The following is a 16,664-nucleotide window of genomic DNA, read 5'->3' on the forward strand; positions in this document are numbered from 1 at the left end:
GCCCGCTTTTGTTTTGCTCATGCAAGCCATTGCGATAGGGCTCTGCAGCGGGTCTTAACAGTGGATCCTTACCGCAGGCCTTCCGCAGGCTTTTTGCAGCAGATTTTCCCAGCAGGCCTTTGCAGCAGATCGTTGCAGCAGGCCTTTGCGTAAACCTTTTACCAAGCCCATGCAACTACCTCAGGCGGCCGCCTGACTCGCCCGCGCCTTCTGGTTCGACGCGTAGATGTTGCTGCGTTCGAGCGGCGCTCCGCTCTTCACCGCTGCAATCCATTGTTCCGTGCTCGCCACGGCCGCGAAGCGCGACTGCAACACCACGCTGAACACCCGGTGAATCTCCTGCGCACTCGCAAAACCCGCGCTGTTCTCGTAGGGCACCGAGCCTGTCGCATCGTCCAGGAATTCGACCGTAAGCCCGTCGTGCACCGCGTGGAAGATGGTCGACGCATCGCAGTTATGGGTCATGTAGCCGATCACCGTCAGCGTGTCGATCTCGCGCGCGGCAAGCCAGGCACCCAGATCGGTGCCGGCATAAGCGCTCGGCAGCGACTTCTCCACATAGTGATCGTGCGGGCGCGAGGCCACCACCGGGTGCAGTTCCGCGCCGACGCTGCCGCGCGCGAACAACGGCGAGGTGGCCGGCGCGACATTCTGCACGACTACCACCGGCACGCCGGTTGCGCGGGCCGCATCCATCGCCCGGCCGATGTTGGCGAGCGAGGTTTGCACATCCGGATATTCGATCGGCAGATCGCCTGTGACGTATTCGTTCTGCACATCGATGACGATCAGCGCGCGGCGGGGTGCGGTCATGGCAAGACTCCTTGTCGGTTCAACGGTTAGGGCTCGCACTGCGCGGCATGGGACTTGAGCAGGCAGCGGCGATGACAGCATTGTTGGCCACACGCCGCTTTCCCGACAGCGACCCGAACGACAATATTCGCTAGAATCGGGCCATCGTTGGATCATCGTTGGATCATCGTTGGATTTCACAGGACGATCGCGCCTGATGGCTACTCCCACCTCCCCCACCGCCGCGCGCGACGACGCGCCCCGCCACGTCGTCGCGGTGGTCGCGTTCGACCGCATCAACCCGTTCCATCTTTCGGTGCCGTGCGTGGTGTTCGGCGAGGACCGCCGTGCCGGCGGCTTGCCCAACTTCGACTTTCGTGTCTGCGCTGCCGAGAGCGGCATCCTGACCACGACCGCCGGGTTCTCGATCGCCGTCACGCATGGGCTCGAAGCACTCGCCGATGCGGACACGATCATCGTGCCGAGCTGGCGCGACCCGGACGAAACACCACCCACCGCGCTGCTGGAAGCACTGCGTGCCGCCCATGCGCGCGGCGCCCAGCTGGTGGGGCTGTGCCTGGGCGCGTTCGTGCTGGCCGCCACCGGCATTCTGGACGAGCGGCCGGCGTCAACCCACTGGGCATGGGCGGACGACTTCGCGCGCCGCTATCCGCGCGTGCGGCTCGATCCGGACGTGCTGTATGTCGACGACGGCAACGTGCTGACCTCCGCCGGCACCGCCGCCGGTCTCGACTGTTGCCTGCATGTGCTGCGCAAGATGTGCGGCGCGCAGGCGGCGAACTATGTCGCGCGCCGGCTGGTGGTGCCGCCGCATCGGCAGGGTGGCCAGGCGCAGTACATTCAGCAACCGGTGGCGCCGAACGTGCGCGGCGACCGCCTGTCCTGCCTGCTCGAGTGGGTGAGCGGGAATCTGGACGCGCCGCATACGCTCGACACGCTCGCCGAACGCGCGCTGATGAGCCGCCGCACGTTTACCCGGCGCTTCCGGCTGGCCACCGGCACGACCGTCGGCGCATGGCTGTTGGCGCAGCGGCTCGCGCGCGCGCAGCAGTTGCTGGAAAGCACGGATGAGTCAGTGGAAGCGATCGCCGGGATTGCGGGCTTCGGCTCGACCGCTTCGCTCCGGCAGCATTTCACCGAGGCGTTCCGCACTTCGCCGTCTGCATGGCGGCGGGAGTTCCGCGGCGTGTGAGCACATGAAACATGAAGGCACTCGATAACTTTGGTTTGAGAGCGCGGGGATGGCAAGCATCGGAAAAACAAGGGAACCCGATAAACCATTCGAGGGCCACAAACGCAATCTGGTCAACGATGTTTCGTAGCGCTCCACCGGGAATTCGTAGTCGCGTCAGCGCGACAGCGGCGCGCCTGGCTGTGCGGTGCAGCCAACCCGACTCGTCAGTGTTCGCTAATCCAGCGCGCCACATACAACAGCAGCGCCACCAGAAAAATCATCGCCGCCCACGCCCAGTTCGGAACGGCGTGCGCACCGGACTCGCGATGCGAGACGCCATGCGACACACCATGGGCCGCCCCATGCGACGCGCTCGCCGCCCGCCCGCTCAACGCGTTGCCATGATCCGTACGAGTCCGCCGAGCCATACCGCCGAGCGTGATCGGTCGCAGAAACACATGCTGCCGGCGCGACGACGTCCCCCGCGCGCGGTTCGGCCCTTGCCCATGCTTGGCACGAACGACCGCACCGAACTCGTCGAAAAAATCATCAGCCAGCTGGTGCAGCGCGTTTTCAAGCTGACGCGTGGGCAATTCGGCGAGCGGCCCGGACGAGGTCGCCCAGATCGTGTAGTCGATCCGCGTGCCCCGCTCTCTGCCGATGCCATGCGAGCCGTCCTCCGCGCGCAATCTCACTTCGATCTGCCCGCGTAACGCGCCGATACCTTCGGCTCGCGCCTTGAAGTTGATGGTGCGGCGCTGCGCATCCGCCGGTCCGGAATCCTGACCGGCTACGTGAGCGCGCGCTTCGTAACGCGCGCGCAACGGCCCGAGCGGCACGGTCATGGCAAGCGCATATTCGCCGTGGCTAAGCCGGGTGAACGACTCGCAATTGTCGAGGCTGGCACGCAACAAGGCGAGGTCCTGCAACGCGTCCCAAACCTCGGACGGCGCAAGCGGAATCCGTAACGCGTCGTTCAATTCCATACCAGCCTCCCCGATGAACGCGCGACAACCGGTCAGGAAGTCTGATCGATACGGTCGACGCGCGATGCGTAAAACGCCAGATACCCTTTTATTTGTGCGGCCGCCTCGAACGGCGCCTCATAGCTCCAGACGGCGTTTTCGATCAGACCGTCTTCAGTGCGCAGATGGAAGTACGACGCGTCGCCCTTGAACGGGCAGTGCGAAGTATGCGTTGAGCGTTCGAGGCGCGCCATGTTCACGTCGCCACGCGGAAAATAGAACACGTCCGCGAGACCGGTTTCCGTGAGCGTCAGGCCCGCCTGGGTGTCGGCCATGGTCACACCGCCATGGATCACACGCACCCGGTGATTGTTGCCGGATATGCCGATGGTATGCCCGCCCGTGCTCGCGCCGGGGCTTCCGTGAGGTGTCAAGGCATCGCTCATGTCTCGGCTCCGTGGTGACGTCCTACTCGGTGTGCAACTCGTGTGCGACAGTGCAAACAGCAAAGCCACGGGGCGCGCCCGTGGCTTCATTATCGGCCAAACTTCCGCCGATTGCGCGGCCTTCCTGAGGGCCGACGAGGGGTCTCGCCCGACGCCACTCAAACAGGCGAGCCGCTTACTGCGTGTTCCAATAGAAGGCAGCCTTGGCGGTACCCTTGGCCGGGATCGTCACCGGCTTGGTCTGGTCGCGATCCTTGTATTGCGCATGCACGGTGTAACGGCCCGGCCGCAGCTTGACCAGCATGTACGGCCCGCGCGACGTGGTGCTCAAGACTTCGCCGCCGTGCGCGTCGACCACGCGCACGTGGATGTCGGCCAGAAAATCGGAGCCGGGTCCGGTGAAGCGCAGCGACAGCGGCCACTGGCTTTGTGCCTGCTGCAGTGCTTTCGATTCGTCAAGGCCGACGCCGCCCGATACGAACGAGACGTCGCCTTGCTGCTGGATTTGCGGCAGGCCGCCACCGTTTGCGTTGCCCGCGCTGCTTTCGTCGGCGGTGCTGCCGCCCGTTACGTCACTCGCCTGTGCATAAGCGCCACTTGCCAGACCGAGCGTGAGCGCTGCGCATACCGCGGCGGCTACGATCCTTCGCTGATTGCGTTGGGTTTTCATCGGTTCGCTCCTTATTAAGGTCCTTGTCGTCCGTGTCCGTCGATGGACCCGGACCAAGGCAGACGCAACCTGCGTGCCAACCGGCCAGTCGCGTCGTCAGGAAACCGCTGCTGCACCGCGCCACGCGGCACAGCGCGACCTTCTTCATGACATTGGCCAGGCGAAAAAAATGCCGGTCCATCCGCAGTAAATGCAAGGACCGGCAAGCGTTGCTTCAATTTCCAGGCAAGATCGGCCAGCGCGTCAGCCAGAGAATGGCGACCAAACGATCAGCTGTATCAGTCAACCAGTCAACATGCCAGCCAAACGATCGACCACGCGACCATTCAAGCCGCCAACACGCTGACCGACTCACCGATCCGCCGATCCTCAGCCGAGATCCACCGGCACGAAGATCTGCGCGTTATCACGCTGGATCAGCAAGGCGATGCTGTTGCCCGCGCCGGCGATCATCTGCTTCAGCTGATCCACGCTCGTGACCGGCCGGCCATTCACCGCCAGAATCACGTCGCCGGGCTGGATGCCGGCGCTTTCAGCCGCGCCGCCCGATTGCTGCACCAACAGGCCGTGCGACACCGATGCGCTGCTCTTTTCTTCGGGCGTCAGCGGCCGCACCGCCACGCCGAGCCGGCCTTGCAACTGAGCCGGCTGATCGGCCTTATCCGAAGCCACCTTGGCATCCGACAACGAGCCGATCGTCACCTTCAGGTCCTTGGTGGCCTTGTCGCGCCACACCTGCACAGTGGCGGAGCTGCCCGGCGCCAGACCCGCGACCTGCGACGGCAGATCCGACGAATCGCCAACCGGTTCACCATTCACCGACAGAATCACGTCGCCCGGTTGCAAACCGGCCTTGGCGGCCGGGCCGCTCGGATCGACCGAGCTGACGAGCGCGCCTTGCGGCTTTTGCATGCCGAACGAATTGGCCAGCGTCTGGTTCATGCCCTGCACCGCGACGCCGAGACGTCCGCGGCTCACATGGCCGGTCTTGACGATGTCGTCCTTGACCTTGATCGCTTCATTGATCGGAATCGCGAACGAAAGGCCCTGGAAGCCGCCCGTGCGCGAATAGATCATCGAGTTGATACCAATCACCTCGCCCTGCAAGTTGAACAACGGTCCACCCGAGTTACCCGGATTCACCGGCACGTCGGTCTGGATGAACGGCGTGTAGTTCTCGTTCGGCAGTGAACGCGACTTCGCGCTGATGATGCCCGAGGTCACCGTGTTGTCGAAACCGTAAGGCGAGCCGATCGCGACCACCCACTGGCCGACCTTGCTCTGACGCGGATCGCCGATCTTCACGGTCGGCAGACTGCTCGCGTCGATCTTCAGCACGGCAATGTCGGACTGCTTGTCGGCACCCACCACTTTCGCCCTGAACTCACGCTTGTCGGTCAGCTTCACGGTAACGACGTTCGCGCCGTCCACCACATGGGCGTTGGTCAGGATGTAACCGTCACTGCTGACGATGAACCCCGAACCCAGACTCGCGCTCGGTTGATCGGGCGCATCGCCGCCGTCGCTACCGTCGCCGCCTTGCATGCCCGGCACGCCGCCGAAGAAGCGCTTGTAGAACTGATAGAAGGGATCGCTCGGATCGATCGGCAACTGGTTGCCGCTGTTGGCGCCATTACCGCCGTTGCCGCGCAAGGCAGCCTGCTTGACCACATGCTTCGCGCTGATGTTGACGACAGCCGGGCCGTATGTTTCGACCAGGCCCGAGAAATCGGGGATGCCGGTTTTCGCGGCAGCTTCAGCAGGCATCATCGCGGCCTGCGCCGGCGTGATCACCTGCGGCGCGGGCACGTCGCGATGCCCCGCCACATAGCCGGCGGAAAGCGCCACGGCGACAGCCACTGCAACAGCGCTGCGGGACAAGGTTTTCGCGTTCATCGTGTACTCCTGACTGGGAGAAAGAGGCTTTGGAATGAGATGAAGCGTACGTGGCATCGCTTAAAAGAGTCTTAAGCAGCGTCAGATCGCCTCAGCGCAGTTTTTTAGGCGCGTTTAAGCCTCGCTTAAGCCTGGTTCGAATCACTTTCCGAACAGAACGCCTCACGCTCAGAAACGTATCTCGACCTGCAAACCACCCGTCGGCGATTCGTCGAGCCGGACCGCGGCATGGTGTTGTGTAGCGATGCGCCGCACGATCGCGAGGCCGAGGCCGGTGCCCGCCACATCGGTGCGCGCGCGGTTCGCGCCGGCGCCGGCCCGGTAGAAGCGATCGAATACGCGGTCGCGTTCGGCCGGCTCGATGCCCGGCCCGCTGTCGGCGATCCGTACCACCGGATGCCCTTCTTCGACCTGCAGGCCAACGTCGACGCGCCCGCCTCGCGGCGTGTATTTGGTTGCGTTATCAACGAGGTTGTTGAACATCACACGCAGCGCGTCGGCGTCGCCGATCACCGTGGCGGATTCGCTCGCCTCGATGCCGAGATCGACGCCGCGATTCTGCGCAAGCGGCGCGTACGCCACCACACAGTCCTGCAGCAGAGCGCGCAGATCGATCGCGTTGGTCGCGGCGAGGCCGTCCGGTTCCGAGCGTGCGAGCGCCAGCAATTGTTCGGCAAGCCGCGTGGCGCGCGTGACACCCGCTTGCAGATCGGCCAGCGCTTCGCTGCGCGCTACGTCGTCTTTCGCGCGGGCGACCAGTTGCGACTGAATCTGCACCGCGGCGAGCGGCGTGCGCAATTCGTGCGCGGCGTCTGCAACGAATGCTTTCTGAATGTCGAGCGCGGTGGCGAGACGTTCGAGCAGGCCGTTCAACGCGCGCACGAGCGGCTGCACTTCAAGCGGCAGGCGCTGGTCGGGCAACGGATCGAGCGCCTCGGGGTGGCGCGCGTCGAGCGCGCTGGTCACGCGCCGCAATGGCCGCAGTCCGCGTCCGACGATCACCCACACCGCCAGGCCCAATAGCGGCAGCAGTACGATCAATGGCCATAGGGTGCGCAACGCGACGTTCGCCGCGAGCCGGTTGCGCACCGAAACCGGCTGCGCCAGCTGCACGACGTTATCGCCGACAATCGCGCCATACACACGCCAGTCGCCGCGCTCCGTATGCTCGGTGGAAAAGCCGAGTTCGGCGCGTGGCGCGAGCGGCGCACGCGGTCGCGAGTAGTACATCAACACACCGTTGCGATTCCAGATTTGCAGCACGATGCCTTCGTCGCCCGTGTCGCGCGAACCGAGCACTTGCGAAAACGGTTCCGACGGCAGCGCGGCGGCGATCTGCTCCAACTGGTAATCGAACAGTTCGTTGGCTTCAGCCAGCGCTTGCCGGTAGATCAGCCAACCCGCAATGCCGACGCCGAGCAACACCAGCGCCAGCAGCCAGAACAGCAATTGACGGCGAATCGAACGCATCGGCTCAGGCGTCCTTCGCGATCATGTAGCCAAGACCGCGCACGTTGCGGATCAGGTCCGCGCCGAGCTTCTTGCGCAGCGCGTGAATGTAGACCTCGACAGTATTGCTGCCGATCTCCTCGCCCCAGCCGTACATTTTTTCCTCGAGCTGGCTCTTCGAGAGCACCGCGCCGGGACGCGCGATCAGTGCTTCGAGCAGCGCGAATTCACGCGCCGACAACGCGACCGGCGCGCCGTCGAGCGTGACCTGATGGGAGGCCGGATCGAGCGTCAGGCTGCCGTGGCGAATCGTCGAATCACTGCGGCCCGATTGGCGGCGGATCAGCGCGCGCATGCGGGCGCCGAGTTCGTCGAGATCGAAAGGTTTGACAAGGTAATCGTCGGCGCCGGCGTCGAGACCTTTGACGCGGTCGGCGACCGCGTCGCGCGCCGTGAGGATCAGCACCGGCGTGGCGTGGCCTTTGGCGCGCAGCGTACGCAGCACCTCGAGGCCGTCGCGTTTGGGCAGGCCGAGGTCGAGTAACACGAGATCGTAAGGTTGGCCGGTTGCCGCGCTGAGCGCCGCGTCACCGTCTTCCACCCAATCGACCGCGAAGCCTTCGCCGCGTAGCGCCTTGCGCACGCCTTCGGCGATCATCCGGTCGTCTTCGACTAGCAATATGCGCATGTTGGTACGGTCCCGAAACATTCGATGATGCCGCATTCTAGCGCCCAGCCCGGCCTGCGCGCCGCACGACGCTTTTTCACCGCAGCCTCGCGGCATGTCTCTACAATGAGCGCTTTGCGTCGCGCGGCTCGATTCATCAGCATGCCCCGCTCCTTATGCGGGGTGCGTGAATTCGCCGGCGCGCCTGCATGATTTGCACGACCGACCGATGCCACCCTCGCGAACGCGCAGCGAAACCGCTGCCCGCACGCGTCGCGCGATGCATCGACACACCCTGGATTGCCGCGTACCACGCGCCCCGAAATCTTGCTTCCTCGCCTGTCCATGACGCACGCTTTTTTGTCTTCTCTCGCACGCTCTGTGGCGCTGCGTCCGCTCTCTTCTGCTTGCGCCCGTCCCCTGCCGCGCCGCTTCGCACCGCGCACGGCGGGCTTGTTGCTCGCCTGTGCCGCGCTCGGTTGCGGCACGATGCTGCCGCTCACCGCACAGGCTCGCGTCAAGGCCACGCATCCGAGCGTCAACGTCACGACCGTCTTGCCGCAACCGGTGATGGTCGGCCTGCAGCGCGCCCATGTGCCTTTGTCGTCGATCAGCGTGGTGGTCGAAAAGGTCGGCGACCGCACGCCGATCGTCGCGCTGAACGCCGGCAAGCCGATGATGCCCGCCTCGACGATGAAGCTCGTCACCACTTACGCCGGCCTGTCGATCCTCGGCCCGGATTATCGCTGGCGCACGAGCGCGTATGCGGACGGCACGGTGGATGCCAACGGCGTGCTGCACGGCAATCTGTACATCCAGGGCACGGGCGACCCGAAGCTCGTGCCCGAAGAACTGATCGACCTCGTGCAGAAGATCCACAAGGCGGGCATCAGCGGCATCGACGGCGCGCTGGTGCTCGACAAGCGTTACTTCGATGCCTCGACGCGCGACCTGCCGCCGTTCGACGACGACGCTACCGCGCCGTACAACGTCGGCCCCGATCCGCTGCTGTATGCCTTCAAATCGCTGTCGTTCACGCTGACGCCTTCGCCTGACGGCAGCGTCGCCGTCGACGTGCTGCCCGCGCTCTCGCAGTTGCAGATCGACAATCAGATGCGCGCCGTGAACGGCCCATGCCGTGGCGACGCCGCCTCCGTCACACCCACCGTGACGCCGCAACCCAACGGCACCGTGGTGGCGTCGTTCGACGGCGACTACTCGGTGCGCTGCGGCCCGCGCACGATCAACGTCGCGGTGCTCGATCACTCCGCGTTCTTCGCGGGCGGCTTCCTCGCGCTGTGGCAGCAAACTGGCGGCACGTTCAGCGGCGCGACCCGCGAAGGCGCGGTGCCGGTCGGCGCGCGCCTCGTCGCCAGCCACCAGGGGCCGGTGCTGTCCGACATCGTTCGCGACATCAACAAGTTCAGCAACAACACGATGGCGCGTAACCTGTTCCTGACGATCGGCGCGACGGAAGAAAAACCGCCCGCCACGCCCGCCAAATCGGCGCGCGCGATCGAGGCGTTTCTGCGTCGCGACAGCATCGACATGGAATACCTGTCGCTCGACAACGGCTCGGGCCTCTCGCGCGACGAGCACGTCACGGCGCTCTCGCTCGCCGATCTGCTGCAGCGGGCCAACGCGAGCCCGGTCGCTCAGGTGTTCGTGGAGTCGTTGCCGATCGCGGGCGTGGACGGCACGATGCGCAACCGCTTGACCAACCAGGGCGCGGGCGGCAACGCGCACATCAAGACCGGCACGTTGCGCGACGTGCGGGCGATCGCCGGCTATGTGGCCTCGGCGGACGGCAACAGTTATGTGGTGGTGAGCCTGATCAACGACCCGCATTCCGAAGCTGCGCGCGCCGCCCACGACGCCTTGCTCGAATGGGTATACCAGGGACCGTCCCAGGGATTCACGAAGGTCTCCGACCCGGTCACCGAACCGCGCGGCAGCAAGCCCAGGAAAAACCCGCACAAGCGCGGCGCCCATTGAGGATTCCTTCTATAGAAGCCGCGCGCCGCAACGCGCCCAAGCGTGTACGCTGTCGGGCAGTGTTTGAGGCGCGCGTAAAACGCAACGCGTAGCGCACGAGCCGCGCAATCATTGGGGTGGCGTGGCCTGATCAAACGAAAACGACAATGGCCGTTGCGGCAAACGCGGCGGCCCGGGACCACGGAGGAAGACACAATGCAATTCGATGCCGAATTGCTGCTGCTCGCCATGGCGCCAGTCTTTCTCGCATGTATTGGCTGGGAGGCGTGGCACCTGCGGCGCACACGCCCCGGCGCACAGCTTTATAGCTGGCGCGACACCCTCTGCAACGCCGCGCTCGCGTTGATGCAGCAGGCCGCCGACAAGCTCGCGTGGCTCGCGATCATCCCCGTGTATGCCTTCTTCTACGATCACTATCGCGTCGTCACGTGGCAGGCGAGTTGGGTGTCGTTCGTCGTGCTGTTCGTCGCTCAGGATCTGCTCTATTACGTGTTCCACCGTTGCAGCCATCGCGTGCGCTGGCTGTGGGCCGCGCATGTCGTGCATCACTCGTCGGAGCGGATGAATTTTTCGACCGCATTTCGCCAGAGCCTGATGTATCCGATTGCCGGCATGTGGCTGTTCTGGATTCCGCTCGCCGTGCTCGGCTTTCCGCCGAAGCAGATCGTCGCGATCGTGCTGATCAACCTCGGCTTCCAGTTTTTCGTGCATACCCAGGCGATCGGCAAACTCGGCTGGCTCGAATACGTGTTCAACACGCCGTCGATTCACCGCGTGCACCACGCGCGCAACGACCGCTATATCGACCGCAACTATGCCGGCGTGCTGGTGATCTGGGATCGCCTGTTCGGCAGCCATGTCGAGGAAGATCCACGCGATGCGCCGGTGTACGGCATTGTCGAGCCTCTCCACACGTATAACCCGCTGAGGGCGACGTTTCATGAATGGGCGTCGATGGCCGCCGATTTCGTGAGCGTGCGAGGCTGGCGCAACAAGTTGCGCGCGCTGTTCGCACCGCCCGCGTGGGCCGCGGATTATCATGCGCACCGCGCCGCCGGTGCGAGTGCGAGTGCCGATACCGCGTTATCCAGCGGCGCTGCGAGCGTCGAAGAAAACCACACGGCCGCGTTTCAAACACCGCGCAGGCCTTAGAAGATTCTGTAAGCTGGCGTCACGCCGCCGAAGCGGTGGGCGCCGCCTGCAATATATGGCACAAGGGCCACACATACGAGGAGATGAAGTCAACATGAAGCAAACAGCATCGAACAAGCGCAATTTCGTCCGCGTCACGCAGCTCGCCATCGCCAGTACGGCGTTTGCACTGCTCGCGGCTTGCGGTGGCGGCAACGATAACAACAATGCGAGCAGCACGCCTCCAGGCGGCGTCAAATTGCAGGTCGTGTCGTTCGGCGACAGCCTGTCGGACGTCGGCACGTATGCGCCGGTGATCCAGTCGAGTTTCGGCGGTGGCCGCTTCACCACCAACCCGGGCGAAGTGTGGACGCAGAAGATTGCCGAATACTATGGCGGCACGTTGACCGCCGCGTATCTGGGCGGCTTCGGTCAACCGCTGGTGGCAGCGGGCGGGTTTGGCTACGCGCAAGGCGGTTCGCGCGTGGATCAGCCGCAAGGCGAAGGCTTCGCGCCGAACTTCATGGCCGCCACGACGGTTCCGGTCACGCAGCAGATCACACAGTATCTGGGCGCGCACGGCAGCTTCAATGCGAACCAGCTGGTGCTGATGAACGGCGGCGCGAACGACATTTTCATTCAGGCGCAAGCCGTGTCGGATGCCGGCACCGCGGCGGCGACGGCGGTCCTGCAGAGCGGCGGAACGCCCGCAGCGGCGCAGCAGGCGGGCGCTGCCGCGTCAAATGCGGCGATCCCCGCAGCGCTTCAGCAGATCGGCATAGCGGCGGGCAAGTTCGTCGGCGCGGTTCAGCAGGTCGTCGGGGCGGGCGCGACGCACGTGGTCGTGTCGGACGTGCCGGATATCGCGCGAACACCGCAAGGTGTGCAAAGCGGTGCGACAGGCCAGGCGCTGTTCAATGCGCTGACCCAGACGTACAACGGCGTGCTTCAGCAGGCGTTTGCTTCGAACAAGCAGGTCATTTATGTGAGCGCGTTCAATTGGCTGGACACCACGCTGGCGTCCTACCAAACGCTGGGTTTCACGGTGTCGAACACGGACACGGCGTGTAACCTGAACGCGATGGGGCAAGCGGCCACGACCTTTGCCACGCAGAATCCGGCCGTGCTCCAACCTGGCCAGACGGCTGCGTCTTACGGCAGCCAGTTCCAGTCGTCGCTGTTCTGCTCGCCGCAAACGCTTACCGTGGCCGGCGCGGATCAGACGTACATGTTCGCGGATCTGGTGCACCCGAGCACGCATTTGCACGCGTTGTTCGCGCAGACGGTCGAGAAGGCGATCGCTGCGAGCGGGCTGGGGAAATAAGTTGATGGTTGCCGCGTAGCGGCAGCAGGATGCGAGTTCTGCGAACGCCTGGCTTGCTGGTCGAGCCAGGCGTTTTTTTATTTCCGACACTAACGCGGCGTATTGGGCGCAGCGAGTGTAGCGATCTGTCTAGCCACGCGCGCAGGCGCAAACGCAGTTCCTAAGCTTGCGCTTCAAATGCCGCCGCGGCTCGGCCCAGGCGATCGTTGACCGCAATCCATTCGATCGTGTCAGGCAACTTCTCGATCAGAATCCGCGTTACGTTCGCGCGATCCAACGCCCTGAGCAAGCCATACAACTCACGCGCGTACACATGCGGATCTTCAGGTGCGGCAATGAAATGCACCCCTTCCGCGTCCGCCCAATGCCCGGCACGCGATGCCCGCGCGACCAGAGCCACACGCTCGCCCGCTTCGCGCGCGGCAAGCAAAGGTTCGAGCGCGCCAAAAGGCAATAACGCCAACGGCGTGCGCGGTGCATAGTGCGCCTTCAGCGTGCCCGAAGCGCGCGGTGCCGTCGCATCCGATCCGTCCGGCAACCTTGGCGCTTCACCGAGCACATCCGCGATATCCTGCGGCGTGACGCGGCCGGGCCTCAACAGCGCCGGAAACCCACGCGACAAATCCAGAATCGTCGATTCGATCCCGACGTCCGATGCGCCGCCGTCCAGCACATGAATCGCGCCGCCGAACTCGTCGCGCACATGCTGCGCCGTTGTGGGGCTCACATGACCAAAACGATTCGCCGACGGCGCCGCCACGCCACCATGTCCGCCACGCAATGCGCTGAACGCTTCCAGCAACGCCTGGGCAACCGGATGTGACGGACAGCGCAACCCCACCGAATCCTGGCCACCGCTAACCGCTGCATCAATTCGCGCCGCGCGCTTCAGGATCAACGTGAGCGGCCCAGGCCAGAACGCATCGATCAAGCGCTGCGCGTCTGCGGGCAGATAGTCGACCCAATAATTCGGATCGCCCTGCGGCGCCAGATGCACGATCACCGGATGATTCGCCGGCCTGCCCTTCGCCACGTAAATACGCGTGACCGCGTCCGGACTCTCGGCATCGCCGCCGAGCCCGTAGACGGTCTCCGTCGGGAACGCGACGAGCTCGCCCGCGTCGAGCAGCGCGGCGGCGTGCTCGATCTGCGCGGTGCTCACAGACAAGGCGCTCGCGGCGCCTCCTTCGGCAGGTTTGCTTTGATCCGGCATGGCGCTCGCGTCAGCTCGTGATGATGTGCAGGAGCCGCGCGCAATCCCGGCCAGCCGTGCGCGCTTCTTCAAGCGTCGCGGCGGTGAAGTTCACGTGGCCCATCTTGCGGCCGCAACGCGCCTCTTCCTTGCCGTACAGATGCAGACGCGCCGCCGGCATCGCGGCGACTTCGTGCCACGGCGGCGTGACCGCCGCGCGCTTCGGGCCGTCCGGGAACCACACGTCGCCGAGAATGTTCAGCATCACGGCCGGCGAATGCTGGCGGGTGTCGCCGAGCGGCATACCGGTCATCGCGCGCACCTGCTGTTCGAACTGACTGGTGGCACAGGCATCGACGGTGTAGTGGCCGGAGTTGTGCGGGCGCGGCGCCATTTCGTTGGCGACGAGCGATCCGTCTTCAAGGATGAAGAACTCGACGCACAGCACGCCCACATAGCCGAGCTTGTCGGCGATTTGCAGCGCGGCCTGTTGTGCCTGCCCGACCAGCGTCGAGCTTGCATCCGGCGCGGGGACGATGGTGTGCGACAGCACGCCGTCGCGATGCGTGTTCTGCGCCAGCGGATACACCACCGACGCGCCGCTCGCCGCGCGCGCAATCAGCGCGGACACCTCGAACTTCAGCGGCAAGCGCTTTTCCAGCACGCACGGCACACCGGCGAGCGATGCATGCGCCTCGCGCACTTCCTCCGCGTTGCGCACGCGAATCTGGCCTTTACCGTCATAGCCCATGCGAGCAGTCTTAAGAATGCCCGGCAATACCGCTTCGAGCTTCGCATCGTCGAGCGCGGCCAACGCATTCGACGACTCGATCACGACGTGCGGCGCCACCGTCACGCCCGACGACGCGATAAAACGCTTCTCGGCGATCCGGTCCTGCGCCACGGCGACGCAACGGCCCGCCGGACTGACGAACGTGGTTTTCGCGAGGAAATCGAGGCTCGCCGCCGGCACATTCTCGAATTCGGTCGACACCGCCGCGCACAGGCGCGCGAGTTCGGTGAGCGACGCTTCGTCGTCGTAAGCCGCTCGGATATGGCGGTCCGCAACCGCGCCCGCGGGACTGGTCTCGTCCGGGTCGAGCACAGCGACGCGATAGCCCATCGCCTGCGCGGCAAAACAGAACATGCGGCCGAGCTGGCCGCCACCGACCATGCCAAGCCATGCGCCGGGCAGAATCGGTGAAACCGGTGTGTTGTCTGGATTCATCTTAGTGGTCGGTCGCGGCCGGATGCGCATGCAAAAGGTGCAATAGCGGCATCCGGCCGGGGGTCAGACATGGGGAAGTCTAAAAGCAATCGGCCTTGGCGCTTACAGCGCCGGCAGCACCATTGCGTGAGCCGCTTCGTTCTGGCGCACTCGGAACGCCGCCAGTTTTTCCGCATACTCGACGCTCGTGCCGCTCAGAATGGAGACAGCGAACAGCGCCGCATTCGCCGCGCCCGCCTCGCCGATTGCAAACGTGGCGACCGGCACGCCCTTGGGCATCTGCACGATCGAATGCAACGAATCGACGCCCTTCAAATACTTGCTCGCCACCGGCACGCCAAGCACCGGCACCGTGGTCTTGGCGGCCAGCATGCCCGGCAGATGCGCCGCGCCGCCCGCCCCCGCGATGATCGCGCGAAGGCCGCGCTCGCGTGCGCGCTCAGCATATGCAAACATCTCGTCGGGCATGCGGTGCGCGGACACGACCTTCGCTTCGTACGGCACGCCGAATTCCTGCAGAATCGCCACGGCGTTCTTCATCACTTCCCAGTCGGAACTGGAGCCCATCAGCACGCCGACAATGGGCGCGCCATGCGTATGGGCGGTTTGTGCTTCACTCATCTTACGGCTTCCTTGGTTCTTGAGAGCGCCCCCGGGCCCGGCGTTTTTCGCGTTGCGGATCGACCAGGCGCGCGTGCTTAGGCGAGCTTGTGTCCGGTCAGGCGTTCGAGCGCTTCCTGGTACTTCTCGCCCGTCTTCGTGACCACGTCGTCCGGCAGCTTCGGTGCGGGCGGTTCTTTCTTCCACGGCTGGGTTTCGAGCCAGTCACGCACGAACTGCTTGTCGAACGACGGCGGGTTCGTGCCGACCTGATACTGGTCAGCCGGCCAGAAACGCGAAGAATCGGCGGTCAACGCCTCGTCCATCAAATACAGTTGGCCGTGGTTGTCCAGGCCGAACTCGAATTTCGTGTCCGCGATGATGATGCCGCGCGTGGCAGCATAGTCAGCGGCTTCCTTGTACAGCTTGATCGAGATGTCGCGGATCGTGGCCGACAGTTCGGTGCCGATGCGGCGCTCCATCTCGTTGTACGTGATGTTTTCGTCGTGGTGGCCCATTTCGGCCTTGGCTGCCGGCGTGAAAATCGGCGCGGGCAGCTTTTGCGCGTTCTGCAGGCCAGGCGGCAGTTCCACGCCGCACACCGAACCGGTGGCCTGGTAGTCTTTCCAGCCGCTGCCGGCCAGATAGCCGCGCACCACGGCTTCGACGAGAATCGGCTCGAGGCGCTTCACGACGACCGCGCGCCCCTTCACCTGCTCGACTTCGTCTGCCGCTACCACGGATTCGGGCGCCACGCCCGTGAGGTGATTCGGCACCACATGCTTCAGTTTCTCGAACCAGAAGTTCGCCATTTCGTTGAGCACGCGGCCCTTATTCGGAATCGGCTCGCCCATGATGACGTCGAACGCCGACAGACGGTCGGTGGTGACGATCAGCAACTGGTCGTTGCCCACCGCATAATTGTCGCGGACTTTACCGCGGCCGAGCAGCGGCAGCGAGCGGAGCGTGGATTCGTAAAGGGTAGACATCGTCGTGGTTCGCTAAAAGTGGGGCAAAAAGTGTGACCGGAACAAAAGGGAAACGCCGTTCCCCGGATGATGCGGGAACGGCGATCTACCGACAACCTGGCCAATCGGCCAAGCCTGATGCTTAG

The 16,664-nt window shown here is 64.6% G+C and carries 15 protein-coding genes; 4 read left to right on the forward strand and 11 right to left on the reverse strand.

Annotated elements, in window-relative coordinates; all coding sequences use genetic code 11:
• Nucleotides 1-180: 180 nt before the first annotated feature.
• A complete protein-coding gene (locus PQR53_RS20800; RefSeq protein WP_408457756.1) occupies nt 181-813 on the reverse strand; it encodes a cysteine hydrolase family protein in 633 nt (210 codons plus the stop codon).
• Nucleotides 814-1,009: 196 nt separating this feature from the next.
• On the opposite strand from PQR53_RS20800, the gene PQR53_RS20805 reads away from it, so the two are divergent.
• Nucleotides 1,010-2,005, forward strand: a complete 996-nt coding sequence (locus PQR53_RS20805; protein ID WP_408457759.1) for a helix-turn-helix domain-containing protein — start codon at nt 1,010-1,012, stop codon at nt 2,003-2,005.
• Nucleotides 2,006-2,211: 206 nt separating this feature from the next.
• On the opposite strand, the gene PQR53_RS20810 is transcribed toward PQR53_RS20805, so the two are convergent.
• From PQR53_RS20810 to PQR53_RS20835, 6 genes are all read right to left on the reverse strand, one after another.
• On the reverse strand, nt 2,212-2,973 hold the full coding sequence (locus tag PQR53_RS20810; protein WP_408457761.1) for an SRPBCC family protein: 762 nt from the start codon (nt 2,971-2,973) through the stop codon (nt 2,212-2,214).
• A 32-nt stretch (nt 2,974-3,005) separates the two neighbouring features.
• Entirely contained in the window at nt 3,006-3,398 is a 393-nt protein-coding gene (locus PQR53_RS20815; protein ID WP_179734119.1) for a DUF427 domain-containing protein, read from the reverse strand.
• Between the two features lie 175 nt (nt 3,399-3,573).
• Nucleotides 3,574-4,068: a carboxypeptidase regulatory-like domain-containing protein gene (locus PQR53_RS20820; RefSeq protein ID WP_408457765.1), complete on the reverse strand. Its 495-nt coding sequence runs from the start codon at nt 4,066-4,068 to the stop codon at nt 3,574-3,576.
• Between the two features lie 369 nt (nt 4,069-4,437).
• On the reverse strand, nt 4,438-5,964 hold the full coding sequence (locus PQR53_RS20825; protein ID WP_408457768.1) for a DegQ family serine endoprotease: 1,527 nt from the start codon (nt 5,962-5,964) through the stop codon (nt 4,438-4,440).
• Between the two features lie 168 nt (nt 5,965-6,132).
• Nucleotides 6,133-7,434, reverse strand: a complete 1,302-nt coding sequence (locus PQR53_RS20830) for an ATP-binding protein (RefSeq protein ID WP_408457770.1) — start codon at nt 7,432-7,434, stop codon at nt 6,133-6,135.
• Nucleotides 7,435-7,438: 4 nt separating this feature from the next.
• Nucleotides 7,439-8,101 (reverse strand): response regulator, encoded by a 663-nt coding sequence (locus PQR53_RS20835; RefSeq protein ID WP_408457773.1) that lies wholly within the window; start codon nt 8,099-8,101, stop codon nt 7,439-7,441.
• 324 nt (nt 8,102-8,425) lie between these two features.
• Between PQR53_RS20835 and dacB the strand changes: the two genes are divergently transcribed.
• The 3 genes from dacB to PQR53_RS20850 all read left to right on the forward strand — a co-directional run bounded on the left by dacB (nt 8,426) and on the right by PQR53_RS20850 (nt 12,530).
• Nucleotides 8,426-10,075: a D-alanyl-D-alanine carboxypeptidase/D-alanyl-D-alanine endopeptidase gene (dacB, locus tag PQR53_RS20840; protein ID WP_408457776.1), complete on the forward strand. Its 1,650-nt coding sequence runs from the start codon at nt 8,426-8,428 to the stop codon at nt 10,073-10,075.
• 195 nt (nt 10,076-10,270) lie between these two features.
• Complete coding sequence (locus tag PQR53_RS20845) at nt 10,271-11,227, forward strand: sterol desaturase family protein (RefSeq protein WP_408457779.1); 957 nt, start codon at nt 10,271-10,273, stop codon at nt 11,225-11,227.
• Nucleotides 11,228-11,321: 94 nt separating this feature from the next.
• On the forward strand, nt 11,322-12,530 hold the full coding sequence (locus PQR53_RS20850; protein WP_408457782.1) for an SGNH/GDSL hydrolase family protein: 1,209 nt from the start codon (nt 11,322-11,324) through the stop codon (nt 12,528-12,530).
• 160 nt (nt 12,531-12,690) lie between these two features.
• Here the strand turns inward: PQR53_RS20850 and PQR53_RS20855 are convergent, their stop codons facing one another.
• From PQR53_RS20855 to PQR53_RS20870, 4 genes are all read right to left on the reverse strand, one after another.
• Nucleotides 12,691-13,743, reverse strand: coding sequence for an L-threonylcarbamoyladenylate synthase (locus PQR53_RS20855; RefSeq protein ID WP_408457785.1), 1,053 nt, complete (start codon nt 13,741-13,743; stop codon nt 12,691-12,693).
• A gap of 10 nt (nt 13,744-13,753) precedes the next feature.
• Nucleotides 13,754-14,950 carry a 5-(carboxyamino)imidazole ribonucleotide synthase gene (locus tag PQR53_RS20860; protein ID WP_408457787.1) on the reverse strand — a complete coding sequence of 399 codons (1,197 nt, stop codon included), beginning with the start codon at nt 14,948-14,950 and terminating at the stop codon, nt 13,754-13,756.
• Nucleotides 14,951-15,052: 102 nt separating this feature from the next.
• Nucleotides 15,053-15,571: a 5-(carboxyamino)imidazole ribonucleotide mutase gene (gene purE / locus PQR53_RS20865; RefSeq protein ID WP_408457790.1), complete on the reverse strand. Its 519-nt coding sequence runs from the start codon at nt 15,569-15,571 to the stop codon at nt 15,053-15,055.
• Nucleotides 15,572-15,648: 77 nt separating this feature from the next.
• Nucleotides 15,649-16,539, reverse strand: coding sequence for a phosphoribosylaminoimidazolesuccinocarboxamide synthase (locus PQR53_RS20870; RefSeq protein ID WP_408457793.1), 891 nt, complete (start codon nt 16,537-16,539; stop codon nt 15,649-15,651).
• Nucleotides 16,540-16,664 lie beyond the last annotated feature (125 nt).

Origin of the sequence: Paraburkholderia fungorum (assembly GCF_046027605.1) — a bacterium.
GTDB classification, from domain to species: domain Bacteria; phylum Pseudomonadota; class Gammaproteobacteria; order Burkholderiales; family Burkholderiaceae; genus Paraburkholderia; species Paraburkholderia fungorum_F.

What these genes read in the sequence shown, in the direction of transcription:
- PQR53_RS20845 (WP_408457779.1), top strand. Translation starts at nt 10,271, where the DNA reads ATGCAATTCGATGCCGAATTGCTGCTGCTCGCCATGGCGCCAGTCTTT.
- PQR53_RS20825 (WP_408457768.1), bottom strand. Translation starts at nt 5,964, where the DNA reads ATGAACGCGAAAACCTTGTCCCGCAGCGCTGTTGCAGTGGCTGTCGCC.
- PQR53_RS20815 (WP_179734119.1), bottom strand. Translation starts at nt 3,398, where the DNA reads ATGAGCGATGCCTTGACACCTCACGGAAGCCCCGGCGCGAGCACGGGC.
- purE (WP_408457790.1), bottom strand. Translation starts at nt 15,571, where the DNA reads ATGAGTGAAGCACAAACCGCCCATACGCATGGCGCGCCCATTGTCGGC.
- PQR53_RS20805 (WP_408457759.1), top strand. Translation starts at nt 1,010, where the DNA reads ATGGCTACTCCCACCTCCCCCACCGCCGCGCGCGACGACGCGCCCCGC.
- PQR53_RS20850 (WP_408457782.1), top strand. Translation starts at nt 11,322, where the DNA reads ATGAAGCAAACAGCATCGAACAAGCGCAATTTCGTCCGCGTCACGCAG.
- PQR53_RS20810 (WP_408457761.1), bottom strand. Translation starts at nt 2,973, where the DNA reads ATGGAATTGAACGACGCGTTACGGATTCCGCTTGCGCCGTCCGAGGTT.
- PQR53_RS20860 (WP_408457787.1), bottom strand. Translation starts at nt 14,950, where the DNA reads ATGAATCCAGACAACACACCGGTTTCACCGATTCTGCCCGGCGCATGG.
- dacB (WP_408457776.1), top strand. Translation starts at nt 8,426, where the DNA reads ATGACGCACGCTTTTTTGTCTTCTCTCGCACGCTCTGTGGCGCTGCGT.
- PQR53_RS20830 (WP_408457770.1), bottom strand. Translation starts at nt 7,434, where the DNA reads ATGCGTTCGATTCGCCGTCAATTGCTGTTCTGGCTGCTGGCGCTGGTG.
- PQR53_RS20800 (WP_408457756.1), bottom strand. Translation starts at nt 813, where the DNA reads ATGACCGCACCCCGCCGCGCGCTGATCGTCATCGATGTGCAGAACGAA.
- PQR53_RS20855 (WP_408457785.1), bottom strand. Translation starts at nt 13,743, where the DNA reads ATGCCGGATCAAAGCAAACCTGCCGAAGGAGGCGCCGCGAGCGCCTTG.
- PQR53_RS20820 (WP_408457765.1), bottom strand. Translation starts at nt 4,068, where the DNA reads ATGAAAACCCAACGCAATCAGCGAAGGATCGTAGCCGCCGCGGTATGC.
- PQR53_RS20870 (WP_408457793.1), bottom strand. Translation starts at nt 16,539, where the DNA reads ATGTCTACCCTTTACGAATCCACGCTCCGCTCGCTGCCGCTGCTCGGC.
- PQR53_RS20835 (WP_408457773.1), bottom strand. Translation starts at nt 8,101, where the DNA reads ATGCGCATATTGCTAGTCGAAGACGACCGGATGATCGCCGAAGGCGTG.